Source organism: Streptomyces triticirhizae (assembly GCF_003696235.1).
Lineage (GTDB): Bacteria > Actinomycetota > Actinomycetes > Streptomycetales > Streptomycetaceae > Streptomyces > Streptomyces triticirhizae.
Window position 1 is genome coordinate 1 of the sequence record NZ_RFFJ01000184.1, and the last position, 12,403, is coordinate 12,403.

The window sequence follows — 12,403 nt, forward strand, 5'->3', positions numbered from 1 at the left end:
TCGGGCGCGGACTCGGGCGCCGGCTCAGGCGACGCGGGGCGCCGGGTCCAGCCGGGACGCGGCCCCGCCGGGCCCGGCGGTGGCGCGGCTGGCCGGGGCCGCGAAGCGGAACTCCCGCCGCAGCGCCCACACCCCGGCCGGGTCCTGCTCGTAGAGCGCGAAGCCGGCCACCTCCCAGGCCGCCTCGTAGCCGGCCAGCTCGGCGCTGGCCCGGTCCATCGCCTCCTCGGCGATGCCGTGCGCCACCGTGACATGCGGGTGGTACGGGAACAGCAGCTCGCGGGCGAGCGGCCCGGCCGGGTCGCGCACCCGCTCCTGGAGCCAGCCGCAGGCGGCGGCGCCCTCCACCACCCGCACGAAGACCACGGGCGACAGCGGCCGGAACGTGCCGGTGCCGCACAGCCGCATGGGGAACGGGCGCCCGGCGGCGGCGATGGCCGCCAGGTGGTCCTCGATCGCCGGCCGGTCGTCCGGGTCGACCTCGGTGGGCGGCAGCAGCGTCACATGGGTGGGGATGCCGGCGGCGGCGGCGTCACCGAAGCCCAGCCGACAGCGCTGCAACCGGCTGCCGTGCGGCTCCGGGACCGCGATGGACACACCGAGCGTCACCGTCCCCACCATCCGACTCCCTCCAACTCGTGCCGGTCGACTCGTGAGCCTGTTCCCCGCCAGTGTGCCGCGTCGCCGCGCCCGCGCGAACGGGGCGGCCCTCCCCGTTGTCCCGGAACCGGCCGGGCCCCGGGCGTCGGAGAGCGGCGCGGAACGGTCAGACGGGCAGCCCCGGCAGGAAGCCGACCGCCTCGTGGACCCGGGCCAGCGTCTCGGCGGCCACCGGCCGCGCCTTCTCGGCGCCGGCGGCCAGCACCCGGTCCAGCTCGGCCGGGTCGTCGAGGAACTCTCTGGTCCTGGCCTGGATCGGGGTCACCCACTCGGTGAACAGCTCGGCCAGCTCCGTCTTGAGCGGGCCGTAGAGCTGGCCGGTGAACTTCTCCTCCAGCTCGGCGACGCTCAGCCCGGACAGGGCGCTGTAGATGGTGAGCAGGTTGCTCAGCCCTGGCTTGTGCTCCGGGTCGTAGCGCACCTCGGTGCCGGTGTCGGTGACGGCCGAGCGGAACTTCTTCGCCGAGGTCTTCGGCGGGTCCAGCATCCAGACGATGCCCTTGGGCGATGAGCCGGACTTGCTCATCTTGCTGTGGGGGTCCTGGAGGTCCCAGATTTTGGCGGCCTCCTTGAGGATGTGGGGGCTGGGCAGCCGGAACAGCTCGCCGTGCCGGCCGTTGAACCGCTGCGCCAGGTCGCGGGTCAGCTCGACGTGCTGCCGCTGGTCCTCGCCGACCGGGACCCGGTCCGTCTGGTAGAGCAGGATGTCGGCGGCCTGGAGGATCGGGTAGGTGAAGAGCCCGACGGTGGTGGCCTCGGCGCCCTGCTTGGCCGACTTGTCCTTGAACTGCGTCATCCGGGACGCCTCGCCGAAGCCGGTCACGCAGTTGAGCACCCAGGCCAGCTGGGTGTGCTCGGGCACATGGCTCTGCACGAAGAGGGTGCAGCGCTCCGGGTCGAGCCCGGCGCCCAGCAGCTGCGCGGCGGCCAGCCTGGTGGCCTCGCGCAGCGCCTTCGGGTCCTGCGGAACGGTGATGGCGTGCAGGTCCACGACGGAGTAGAAGGCGTCGTGGGACTCCTGGAGCGGAATCCACTGCCGCACGGCCCCCAGGTAGTTGCCCAGGTGGAAGGAGCCTGCGGTCGGCTGGATACCGGAGAAGACGCGTGGACGATCGGTGGCCATGCCGGTCATTCTCTCAGGTCCGCCAACCGGGTAACGGCCCCCGGGGCGGGCCCGCGAGCGGCCCGCCGGCGCACCGCATTCCGAACGGTCGCGTGGGGATTCTTCCCATAGCGGACGTGACCCGCTACAAGTCGAGTCGAAGGCACCACCCCCGCCAGAGATCGGATGTCGCCATGAGCGTTCCAGAGAGCCTCGCAGCGAACCCGGCGCAGCTCGCGACGGACCCCGCCGCCCTGATCGCCTCGGCCGAAGCGCACGGCGCGCACAACTACCACCCCCTGCCGGTCGTCATCGCCTCGGCGCGCGGCGCCTGGGTGACGGACGTGACCGGCCGCCGCTACCTGGACCTGCTGGCCGGCTACTCGGCGCTCAACTTCGGCCACGGTCACCCCCGGCTGATCGCCGAGGCCAGGGCCCAGCTGACCCGGCTCACGCTGACCTCGCGCGCCTTCCACCACGAGCGCTTCGCCCCGTTCGTCAGCCAGCTGGCCGCGCTGTGCGGGATGGACATGGTGCTGCCGATGAACACCGGCGCGGAGGCGGTGGAGACCGCGATCAAGACGGCCCGCAAGTGGGGCTACCGGGTGCGCGGGGTGCCCGAGGGGAAGGCGCGGATCGTCGTCGCCGCCAACAACTTCCACGGCAGGACCACGACGCTCGTCGGCTTCTCCACCGACCCGGACGCCTACCGTGACCACGGCCCGTTCACGCCCGGGTTCACCGTGGTGCCGTTCGGCGACCTGGCCGCGATGGAGGCGGCCCTCGACGACGACGGCGACGGGGGAACGGTCGTCGCGGTGCTGCTGGAGCCGATCCAGGGCGAGGCTGGCGTGATCGTCCCGCCGCCCGGCTATCTGCCCGGGGTGCGTCAACTGACCGCCGAGCGCGGGGTGTTGCTGATGGCCGACGAGATCCAGTCAGGGCTTGGCCGCACCGGGCGGACGTTCGCGTGCGAGCACGAGGGCGTGGTGCCCGACGTCTACATCCTCGGCAAGGCGCTGGGCGGCGGGGTGCTGCCGGTCTCGGCGGTGGTCTCATCGGCCGAGGTGCTGGGCGTGCAGCGGCCGGGCGAGCACGGCTCGACGTTCGGCGGCAACCCGCTGGCCTGCGCGGTCGGTCTTGAGGTCGTCACCATGCTGCGGGAGGGCGAGATCCAGGCGCGGGCGGCCCGGCTGGGCGAGCGGCTCCACGACGAGCTGGCCAAGCTGGTCGAGCTGGGCGCGCTGACCGAGGTGCGCGGCCGTGGGCTGTGGGCGGGGCTCGACCTGGCGCCCGGCCTGGGCAGCGGCCGGGACGTGGCGCTGCGACTGCTGGAGCGTGGGCTGTTGGTGAAGGACACCCACGGCGCGACGCTGCGGATCGCACCCCCGCTGGTGATCGAGGAGGAGGACCTGGCGTGGGCGCTGGCCCAGCTGCGGGAGGTGCTGCTCGGCTAGCGTTCCTTCGGGGTGGTCGAGAACGGGGTCCGCCGCCCGCCGGCGGGCCCCCGATCCCCGGCGTCCGCCGCCCCGGGACTACGCTGACGGACGTATCTTGATGGCGAGATATGGCGAGAAAGCGCGCGAGGACTCCCGCCCACCATGGGAGTTCCTGGCCACGTCGGACGAGTAACCTGGCCGAGGACCCGGCCGCCTCATCTCACATACCGGAAGGTCCCAGATGCCCCGCACCCCCGTCACCGTCACCGTCACCGGCGCCGCCGGCCAGATCGGCTACGCGCTGCTCTTCCGGATCGCCTCGGGCCAGCTCCTCGGGCCCGATGTGCCCGTGCGGCTGCGCCTGTTGGAGATCACCCCGGCGCTGGCCGCCGCCGAGGGCACGGCCATGGAGCTGGACGACTGCGCGTTCCCGCTGCTGGCCGGGATCGACATCACCGACGACGCCAACGTCGCGTTCGACGGCGCCAACGTCGCGCTGCTGGTCGGCGCCCGCCCGCGCACCAAGGGCATGGAGCGGGGCGACCTGCTGGAGGCCAACGGCGGCATCTTCAAGCCGCAGGGCCGGGCCATCAACGACCACGCCGCCGACGACGTGCGGGTCCTCGTCGTGGGGAACCCGGCCAACACCAACGCGCTGATCGCGCAGGCCGCCGCCCCCGACGTGCCGGCCGAGCGGTTCACCGCGATGACCCGCCTCGACCACAACCGGGCGCTCTCGCAGCTCGCGAAGAAGACCGGCGCGCCGGTCTCCGAGATCCGCCGGCTCACCATCTGGGGCAACCACTCCGCCACCCAGTACCCGGACATCTTCCACGCCGAGGTCGCCGGGAAGAACGCGGCCGAGGCGATCGGCGACGAGAGCTGGCTGGCCGACGAGTTCATCCCGACCGTGGCCAAGCGCGGCGCCGCCATCATCGAGGCCAGGGGCGCCTCGTCGGCCGCCTCCGCCGCCAACGCGGCCGTGGACCACGTGTACACCTGGGTCAACGGCACCCCCGAGGGCGACTGGACCTCGATGGCCGTTCCGTCCGACGGCTCCTACGGCGTGCCCGAGGGCCTGATCTCCTCGTTCCCCGTCACCTGCGCCGACGGCTCGTACCGGATCGTGCCGGACCTCGCGGTCAACGACTTCTCCCGGGTGCGGATCGACGCCTCGGTGCGCGAGCTGTCCGAGGAGCGCGAGGCGGTCCGCGCGCTCGGCCTCATCTGAGCCCCACGATTCGACCGTTGTTCCCCCACGTCTCATGACGCGTCTGTGGCCCCACACCCGCTGTTGGGGCCACACTGCGTAGGCGCGAAAAAGCAGGCGCGAAAAACCGTCCCGGCCCACCCGAAGGAAGAGCCCACGCCGATGCCCCGCATCTCCCCCCGGATACGCCGCCTGGCGCCGCACCGTCTGCTGGCGGGGCTCGGCGCGCTGGGCCTGGTGTTCTCCAGCGCCTGCGACCTGCCGGGCGAGCTGGTCGGGGCCGAGGAACGGGAGCCGGTCCGGATAGCGGTGACCGACTGGCCGGGCGCGCGGGCCAACGCGGCGGTGGTGGCGTATCTGCTGGAGGAGGAGCTGGGCGTCCCGGTCGAGAAGGTGGAGACCGAACCGGCCGCCTCCTGGGCCGAGTTGGGCGCGGGCGACACCCAGGTGCTGCTGGAGGACTGGGGCGGGCTGCCGGACCAGACCCGGCTCCACGTGGAGCAGCGGGGCGACGTGGTGGCGGCCGGGGAGCTGGGGATCTCCGGGCATGTCGGCTGGTTCATACCCGGGGAGTTCGCCGAGGCGCACCCGGAGGTGCTCAACTGGCGGAACCTCAACGACTTCGCCGAGCAGCTCGGCGGCCGGATACTCCAGGCCGACCCGGGCTTCGCCACCAGGGACGCGACGATCATCGACGAGCTGGGCCTGGACCTCACGCCGGTCGCCGCCGGCAGCGAGGACGCGCTGGTCGACGAGATCCACCAGGCCGGTTCCCGGGGCACCCCGCTGCTGGCGTACTTCTGGCAGCCGCACTGGCTGGCCACCAAGGTCGAGCTGGCCGAGGTCGAACTCCCCGACTACTACCCGACGATCCCGCTGCGGAAGTACCTCAACGCCGAGTTCGCGGAGGAGGGCGGCGAGGTCGTCGACTTCCTCCGGGCGTTCTCCTGGTCGGAGCGGGACCAGAACGCCGTCGCCGAGCTGATCGCCGGCCAGGGCCTGACCCCGAGGGCCGCCGCCGAGCGCTGGGTCGAGGACAACCCGGACACCGTGGCCGCCTGGTTCAACTGACGCCCGGCAGGCGGCCGTCGCGGCCCGGTCGGCCGGTGGAGGGCCGGGGGGCGACAGGTCTCCTCAGAGCTTGCCCCCCCGACCAGGACCGTTCGGTGGCCACCCACCCCGCTCCGAGGTAAACGGCCTAGTCCACCGAGAAGCGCAGGATGTCGCTGAGGAACGGGACTTCGAGCCACGGTCGGGGCTCGGCCATCAGCGTCAGCAGCACCACCGCCGTGCCGAGCACCGCGTAGGTGACGACGTCGGTGAAGCGGGAGCGCACCGCCAGCATCCCGACCGCCGGCAGCCAGGCCCGCAGCACCGCGCCGGTCAGCAGCGCGCCGCCCACGATCAGCAGCCCGATCCGGAAGTCGGCGAGGGTCACCACCAGACCGACCAGGGTGGTGGCCAGCACCAGCAGCAGCGGCCACTGCCGGATGGGCGCCGGCGCGTCACCACCCGCCGAGCGCCCCCCGCCCTCGGGGCGCGCCGTGCCCTTGGTGCGGTACTTCTCCGGCACCCGCCAACGCCTGCGCCAGGCAACGCCACTCACGGCCGCTCGCCCCCTCGTCGTCTCTTCCGACAGTTCCCGGGTCCGTGTCCGATCAGCCCTGGGCGGCCGCGCGTTCGGCGGCCTCGACCACGTTGCTCAGCAGCATGGCCCGGGTCATGGGGCCCACGCCGCGCGGGTTGGGCGAGAGCCAGCCGGCGACCTCGACGACGCCCGGGTGCACATCGCCGACGATCCTGCCCGTCTCGTCGCGGCTGACGCCGACGTCGAGCACGGCGGCGCCCGGCTTGACGTGCTCCGGCTTGACCAGGTGCGGAACGCCGGCCGCCGCCACGATGATGTCGGCCGCCCGCAGGTGCGCGGCCAGGTCCCTGGTCCCGGTGTGGCACTGGGTCACCGTGGCGTTCTCCGAGCGGCGGCTCAGCAGCAGCGGCAGCGAACGGCCCACCGTCACGCCCCGGCCGACGACCACCACCTCGGCGCCGTCGATCGGCACATCGAAGCGGCGCAGCAGCCGGATCACGCCGTTGGGCGTGCAGGGCAGCGGCGCCGGCTCGCCCAGCACCAGCCGGCCGAGGTTGGTCGGGTGCAGCCCGTCGGCGTCCTTGTCCGGGTCGATGAGTTCGAGGACCCGGTTGGCGTCGATGCCGCGCGGCAGCGGCAGCTGCACGATGTAGCCGGTGCAGGCCGGGTCCTCGTTCAGCTCGGTGACCACGTCCTCGATCTGCTGCTGGCTCGCGGTGGCCGGCAGCTCCCGCTGGATGGAGGCGATCCCGACGGCGGCGCAGTCCCGGTGCTTGCCCGCGACGTACTTCTGGCTGCCCACGTCGTCGCCCACCAACAGCGTTCCCAGGCCCGGGAGATGGCCGCTCCCCTTGAGGGCGGCGATGCGGGTGCGCAGGTCGGACTTGATCTCGGCCGCGGTGGCCTGGCCGTCGAGTGTCTGGGCAGTCATGGCCCCATCCTCCCCGATGAGCCCCCTGCCCACCAATCCGGGCGGGACGCCGCCGCTCGCGCTCCGGCGGAACGGGCGAGGTCGCGGCGTCGCGCCCGGCGCGCGCACATCGCGAACGGCCGCCAGCTCAGCCGGCGAGCCGGCTTCCCTTGCCCCACCCCGCAGCGGTTCGATTCCTCCCTGTCCCGCGAGACGAAGTCCCCCGAGGAGATCCGGTGAACGAACGCTACTCCCTCTTCAGCAGCCCGGCCGGCGGCGTGATGACCCGCGAAGTCGGGGCGATCACCGGCGAGTTGGAGCTGCACAGCGCCATCGACGAGGACGGCGCGCTCAGCCTGCGCATCCGCTACGCCGGCGCCGACGAGTGGTACACGGTGGAGGGCGGCCCCTACCGGCTGTACGACGCGCGCGACCACGAGGTGCTCCACGAGATCCTGGTCGCGATGCTGCATCGCCCGCCGGCCTGAGGCCGGTCAGTCCCCGTGGCCCCGCCGGGCCGAGCCGGCCAGCAGCCGGGTCATCCCCCGGTGGAACGCGGTCCGTTCGGCCCGGGTCCAGCCCTCGGTGAGCGCCGCGAAGACCTCCTCCTGCCAGACGTGGGCCGCGCGCAGCAGCTCCTCGCCGTCGGGGGTCAGGGCGACCGACCTGCGCCGCCCGTCCGCCGGCGCGGGCGTCACGGCGAGGCTGCCGCGCTCGGCGGCGTGCGCGATCAGCCGGGAGGCGCCGGACTGGTCGACGGCCAGCTCGGCCGCCACGTCGTTGACGGTGACCGGCGGCCGGCCGGAGAGCGCGTGCACCGCCTCGACGACGAGCACCTCCCGTCCGCGCTCGGCCAGTTCGGCGCCGGCCGGGCCGTGCCAGCGCCTCGACCAGTGGCGGACGAAGGCGAAGAGCGTCTGCCCCGGACCCGGCGCGGCGCTGTCCCGGCCGCCCGCCTCGGTGGTCGCCAGCGCGGCATGGGTCCGGGCGAACTCCAGCGCGGCGTCCACCGAGTCGAAGCGCAGCGCGGCCGAGACCAGGTCGCCGGTCACGCGGAAGACGGTGGCCACCCGGGTCCGTTCCTCGCTCCCCGGCCAGGAGGCGTCCTGCTCGACGACCGCCAGTCCGTCGGCCACCGCGTGGTGGGCCAGCGGCCGCAGCGTGATCCCGGAGCGCGTCACCCACTCCGCGAAGCCGTCCGGATCGACCGTCGCCGCGCCCCTCGGCCCGCTGACCACCACCGGGTCGGCGACCACCCGCCGCGCCCCGGCGGGCTCCCCCGCGTTCACCGCCACGTGCCACCGCTCGACGACGGAGTGGGTGTGCTCATCGTTCCCGCAGTCCGTGCCCATGACCGAACTCTATGCGAAACGCATACGATTGACGAGCCCCCCGCGCGGAGCACGAAGGGGCATCGGCCGCCCGGGCGGCCGATGCCCCTTCGTGCTCCGCGCGGGGAACCTCAGTGGAAGAAGTGCCGCGTCCCCGTCAGGTACATGGTGACGCCGGCCTTGTTCGCCGCCTCGATCACCTGCTCGTCGCGGACCGAACCCCCGGGCTGCGCCACGGCCTTCACGCCCGCCTCGGCCAACACCTCAAGGCCGTCGGGGAACGGGAAGAACGCGTCCGAGGCCGCGAACGAGCCCGCCGCCCGCTCACCGCCCGCCCGGGCGACCGCGAGCCGCGCCGAGTCGACCCGGTTGACCTGACCCATCCCGACACCGACCGTCGCCAGGCCCTTGGCCAGCAGGATCGCGTTGGACTTCACCGCGCGCGAGGCCCGCCAGGCGAAGGCCAGCTCGGCCAGGTCCGCCTCGTCCAGCGCCTCGCCCGCGACCAGCCGCCACCGCGCCGGGTCGTCGCCCTCGGCCTGGAGCCGGTCGCTGACCTGCACCAGCGCCCCGCCGTCCACCGGCCGGAACTCGGTGACGGCGGTGGGCGGTTCGGGGCAGCGCAGCACCCGGATGTTCTTCTTCCTGGTCAACGCCTCCAACGCGCCGTCCTCGTACGCCGGCGCCACCACGACCTCGGTGAAGATCTCCGCGATCTGCCCGGCCAGCTCCGCGCTCACCGGCCGGTTGACGGCGATCACCCCGCCGTAGGCGGAGAGCGGGTCGCAGGCGTGCGCCCTGCGGTGCGCCTCCGCGACGTCCGAACCCACCGCGATCCCGCACGGGTTGCTGTGCTTGATGATCGCCACACAGGGCTCGGCGTGGTCGTAGGCGGCCCGCCGCGCCGACTCGGTGTCCACGTAGTTGTTGTAGGACATCTCCTTGCCGTGCAGCTGCTCGGCGGAGGCCAGGCCGGCGCCACTGCCGTCGGTGTAGAGCGCGGCCGACTGGTGCGGGTTCTCCCCGTACCGCAGCACCCGGCCGAGGCCGAAGACCGGGCTGAGGCTCTGCGGGAAGGTCTCCTCCTCGCCGCCCCGCGCCGCGAAGTACCCGGCGACCTGGGCGTCGTAGCGCGCCGTGTGCCGGAACGCCTCCGCCGCCAGCTCCCGCCGCCGCGCCGCCGTGAAGCCGCCCTCGGCGACGGCGGCCAGCAGCTCGTCGTAGCCGGCCGGGTCGGTGACCACGGCCACCGTGGCGTGGTTCTTCGCCGAGCTGCGCACCATCGCGGGCCCGCCGATGTCGATCTGCTCCACGCAGTCCTCGAAGCCGGCACCCGAGGCGACGGTCTGCTCGAACGGGTAGAGGTTGCTCACCAGCAGGTCGAACGGCTCGACCGACAGCTCCTCCAGCTGCGCCCGGTGCGCGGCCACCCGCTGGTCGGCCAGCAGCCCGGCGTGCACCTTGGGGTGGAGGGTCTTGACCCGGCCGTCGAGGCACTCGGGGAAGCCGGTCAACTCCTCGACCGGGGTCACCGGCACCCCGGCGGCGGCGATCCGCCGGGCCGAGTTGCCCGTGGAGACCAGGGCCACGCCCGCCTCGTGCAGCGCGCTCGCCAACTCCTCAAGCCCGGTCTTGTCGTAGACGCTGATCAGCGCGCGCCGGATCGGGCGGCGCCCCTCGGGGTCGCCGTGCGGGTTCTCGTCCTGCTGGAAGCTCTTCGCCGCCTTGGCCGCCAACCGCGCGGTGGCGGTGGGCAGTTCGGCCCGTTCCTGGCTGTGCTGGTGGTCGTTCCGCTGCTCGGACTTCTGCTCGGTCTTCTGCTGGTCGGCGGTCACGGGATGTACACCTTTCGTCCCTCTACGCGGTAGCCGTCCCGGGCCAGTCGGCCCACGGCGTCGACGAGCAGGCCGCGTTCCACTTCCTTGATCCGCCGGTGCAGGGTGTCCTCGTCGTCATCGTCCCTGACCTCGACGGCTCGTTGCGCGATGATCGGGCCGCTGTCCACCTCCGCCTCGGCGAAGTGGACGGTGCAGCCGGTCACCTTGACGCCGTGCGCCAGCGCGTCGCGCACCCCGTGCGCGCCGGGGAAGCTGGGCAGCAGCGCCGGATGCGTGTTGATGAACCTGCCGGCGAAGGCGGCCATGAACGACGCCCCCACGATCTTCATGAAGCCGGCCGAGACCACCAGGTCCGGCCGGTGCGCGGCCACCGACCCGGTGAGCGCGCGGTCCCAGTCCGGGCGGCTGGGATAGTCCCGCAGCCGGTGAACGAACGTCGGCACCCCGGCCCGTTCCGCCCGCCGCAGCCCCTCGATCCCGCCCCGGTCCGCGCCCACGGCGACCACCTCGGCGCCGAACCCGGAGCCCGGGTCGGCGGCGGCGTCCAACAGTGCCTGGAGGTTGCTGCCCGAGCCCGAGACCAGAACGACCAGGCGGGCCGGGGGCCTTGACCCGGCGCCCGGCTGGGCTGCTCCTTCGGGGGAGTCGGCGGCATCGGGGGCGGCGGGAGCAGAGGCCACGACGAGGTCTTTCCTTGAGTCTTCTCCTCCCGGGTCTTGCTCCCGGAGGGCACCGGCCACGGCGACGGCCGGCCCTCCGCAACGATACCGGCACGGCTGGGTCCCCCCGTGCCCCGGTCCGGCGCCGGGCAGGTACGGTCGGAAGCCACCGGCACCGCGAGAATCCCGGCGCGCGGGCCCGACAGAAAGATGCGACCACACAGATGACGGACCGACCCCGCGCATCAGGCCAGCAGGAGCGGCCCGGCGAGGAGGACAACCCCTTCGCCCCACCGCCCGAGGGGCAGCCCGAACAGCCGTGGCGGCCGCGCCACCCCGAGGGCGGCTCGGGGAACGGACGCGACTCCGGCTCGGGCGACGGGCTCGGCGACGACTCCGACCGGCGGCCGCGCTGGGGCGGGCAGTGGGGCCGGCGCCAGCCGGGGCGCGGCGGCGGTCCGTTCGGCGGTCCCGGCGGGGACCGGCAGGGCGAGGACGGCGGCAACGGCCGCCGTTGGGACCCGGAGGACCCGGTGCAACGGCACGCGCGGTACGCGGTGTTGGCCGGCATGTGGGGCGTCTTCGCCGGGCTGCTCTCCTGGGAGTGGCTGGGCCTGCTGCTCGGCGCGCTCGCCCTCTACTGGGGCATCAGCGCCCTGCGCGGCGGCCCCCGCGACGCGGAGGGCCGGCCCCCGGCCCCCACGCCCGACGGCCGCCGCCCGCAGCGCGGCTCGGCGATCGCCGGCGTGGTCCTGGCCAGCCTGTCCCTGCTGATCGTGGCGGCGAGCTACTCGGCCCAGCTGGTCTACAAGGAGTACTTCGACTGCGTCTCCGACTCCCTGACGGCCCCCTCCAAGGCGGCCTGCGAGGAGCACCTGCCCAGCCAACTCCGTTCCATCTTCGGCGAACAGGACTGACCCTCGCCGCCCCGCCGGCGAGACCGGCGGGGCGGGAGGCGGCGTCCCGGCCGAGACCGCCGGGAACGGCGCGGGGGACGGCACCGCCCGCTGGCGGACGCCGGCGCCCGAGGGCGTGCCGGGCCAGGAGTGCGCGACCTGCCGGACTCCGGTGACCGTCGACCACGCCGACGCACGCCTGGTCAGCGTGGCGCGCTGCCAGGACCCGGCGGATGCGGGGGCCGAGCCGCGCCCGGCGATGGGCGCGCACGACGCGGACAGCGTCGAGCCGCTGTGGGGCCGGCTCCTGGAGGACGCCTCCGTGGCCCCGGCCGACGTCGTCTCCGGCGCCGGACGGCCCGCTGGTCCTCGCCCGGGGCGACGCGCTGGTGGCCTACTCGGAGGTCGGGCAGGAGCTGTGGCGGCTGACCCCGGACGAGGGCCGGCTGGTCGAACGGGCGGTGACGGGCGGGGTGTTGCTCGTCGAGTCGGTCCCGGAGGGGGACGACCCGGAGGGGGACGACCCGGAGGGGGACACGTTCACCGGCCGCGCGCTGGACACCCGGGGGAACGGCGGTTCTCGCGGGGTCTCGCGGGGTCTCGCGGGGGGTCACTCGTCCATGCGGGAGACCAGTTCGCCCGACTTCTTCTTCAGCGCCGACCAGCGGGCCAGCCGCGCGTCGGTGGTGTGCCACTCGGGGACCGGCGCCCGGCGGCGGCGCCGCAGGCGGGCCGGCAGCCAGGAGCGGCGGGACCGCCGCGCCGCCGGG

The 12,403-nt window shown here is 74.0% G+C and carries 13 protein-coding genes; 6 read left to right on the forward strand and 7 right to left on the reverse strand.

What is annotated here, in order from left to right; genetic code table 11:
* Positions 1-24 precede the first annotated feature (24 nt).
* On the reverse strand, positions 25-618 hold the full coding sequence (locus EBN88_RS24180) for a 2'-5' RNA ligase family protein (RefSeq protein WP_122399193.1): 594 nt from the start codon (positions 616-618) through the stop codon (positions 25-27).
* Between the two features lie 148 nt (positions 619-766).
* Positions 767-1,783: a tryptophan--tRNA ligase gene (trpS, locus tag EBN88_RS24185; protein WP_122399194.1), complete on the reverse strand. Its 1,017-nt coding sequence runs from the start codon at positions 1,781-1,783 to the stop codon at positions 767-769.
* A 173-nt stretch (positions 1,784-1,956) separates the two neighbouring features.
* On the opposite strand from trpS, the gene rocD reads away from it, so the two are divergent.
* From rocD to EBN88_RS24200, 3 genes are all read left to right on the forward strand, one after another.
* A complete protein-coding gene (rocD, locus tag EBN88_RS24190) occupies positions 1,957-3,219 on the forward strand; it encodes an ornithine--oxo-acid transaminase (protein ID WP_122399186.1) in 1,263 nt (420 codons plus the stop codon).
* Positions 3,220-3,442: 223 nt separating this feature from the next.
* Positions 3,443-4,432 carry a malate dehydrogenase gene (locus EBN88_RS24195; protein ID WP_122399187.1) on the forward strand — a complete coding sequence of 330 codons (990 nt, stop codon included), beginning with the start codon at positions 3,443-3,445 and terminating at the stop codon, positions 4,430-4,432.
* 141 nt (positions 4,433-4,573) lie between these two features.
* A complete protein-coding gene (locus tag EBN88_RS24200) occupies positions 4,574-5,482 on the forward strand; it encodes a glycine betaine ABC transporter substrate-binding protein (RefSeq protein ID WP_122399188.1) in 909 nt (302 codons plus the stop codon).
* Positions 5,483-5,609: 127 nt separating this feature from the next.
* Here the strand turns inward: EBN88_RS24200 and EBN88_RS24205 are convergent, their stop codons facing one another.
* On the reverse strand, positions 5,610-6,017 hold the full coding sequence (locus EBN88_RS24205; protein ID WP_233580899.1) for a DUF3017 domain-containing protein: 408 nt from the start codon (positions 6,015-6,017) through the stop codon (positions 5,610-5,612).
* Positions 6,018-6,069: 52 nt separating this feature from the next.
* Positions 6,070-6,930 (reverse strand): bifunctional methylenetetrahydrofolate dehydrogenase/methenyltetrahydrofolate cyclohydrolase, encoded by an 861-nt coding sequence (locus EBN88_RS24210; protein ID WP_122399190.1) that lies wholly within the window; start codon positions 6,928-6,930, stop codon positions 6,070-6,072.
* A 215-nt stretch (positions 6,931-7,145) separates the two neighbouring features.
* Here EBN88_RS24210 and EBN88_RS24215 point away from each other — a divergent pair, with 215 nt between their 5' ends.
* Entirely contained in the window at positions 7,146-7,397 is a 252-nt protein-coding gene (locus tag EBN88_RS24215) for a hypothetical protein (protein WP_139667047.1), read from the forward strand.
* Positions 7,398-7,403: 6 nt separating this feature from the next.
* On the opposite strand, the gene EBN88_RS32100 is transcribed toward EBN88_RS24215, so the two are convergent.
* From EBN88_RS32100 to purN, 3 genes are all read right to left on the reverse strand, one after another.
* Positions 7,404-8,261: a MarR family winged helix-turn-helix transcriptional regulator gene (locus EBN88_RS32100; protein ID WP_233580900.1), complete on the reverse strand. Its 858-nt coding sequence runs from the start codon at positions 8,259-8,261 to the stop codon at positions 7,404-7,406.
* A gap of 110 nt (positions 8,262-8,371) precedes the next feature.
* On the reverse strand, positions 8,372-9,904 hold the full coding sequence (gene purH, locus EBN88_RS24230; protein WP_233580901.1) for a bifunctional phosphoribosylaminoimidazolecarboxamide formyltransferase/IMP cyclohydrolase: 1,533 nt from the start codon (positions 9,902-9,904) through the stop codon (positions 8,372-8,374).
* Between the two features lie 167 nt (positions 9,905-10,071).
* Complete coding sequence (gene purN / locus EBN88_RS24235) at positions 10,072-10,671, reverse strand: phosphoribosylglycinamide formyltransferase (protein WP_233580902.1); 600 nt, start codon at positions 10,669-10,671, stop codon at positions 10,072-10,074.
* Between the two features lie 290 nt (positions 10,672-10,961).
* Here purN and EBN88_RS24240 point away from each other — a divergent pair, with 290 nt between their 5' ends.
* A complete protein-coding gene (locus EBN88_RS24240; protein ID WP_122399192.1) occupies positions 10,962-11,654 on the forward strand; it encodes a hypothetical protein in 693 nt (230 codons plus the stop codon).
* Positions 11,655-12,022: 368 nt separating this feature from the next.
* A partial coding sequence (locus EBN88_RS30795; RefSeq protein ID WP_158621511.1) for a hypothetical protein occupies positions 12,023-12,403 on the forward strand: 381 nt, incomplete at its 3' end.

Excerpts from the sequence above, each read along its gene's own strand:
- trpS (WP_122399194.1), bottom strand. The coding sequence starts at position 1,783 with ATGGCCACCGATCGTCCACGCGTCTTCTCCGGTATCCAGCCGACCGCA.
- rocD (WP_122399186.1), top strand. The coding sequence starts at position 1,957 with ATGAGCGTTCCAGAGAGCCTCGCAGCGAACCCGGCGCAGCTCGCGACG.
- EBN88_RS24195 (WP_122399187.1), top strand. The coding sequence starts at position 3,443 with ATGCCCCGCACCCCCGTCACCGTCACCGTCACCGGCGCCGCCGGCCAG.
- EBN88_RS24200 (WP_122399188.1), top strand. The coding sequence starts at position 4,574 with ATGCCCCGCATCTCCCCCCGGATACGCCGCCTGGCGCCGCACCGTCTG.
- EBN88_RS24210 (WP_122399190.1), bottom strand. The coding sequence starts at position 6,930 with ATGACTGCCCAGACACTCGACGGCCAGGCCACCGCGGCCGAGATCAAG.
- EBN88_RS32100 (WP_233580900.1), bottom strand. The coding sequence starts at position 8,261 with ATGGGCACGGACTGCGGGAACGATGAGCACACCCACTCCGTCGTCGAG.
- EBN88_RS24240 (WP_122399192.1), top strand. The coding sequence starts at position 10,962 with ATGACGGACCGACCCCGCGCATCAGGCCAGCAGGAGCGGCCCGGCGAG.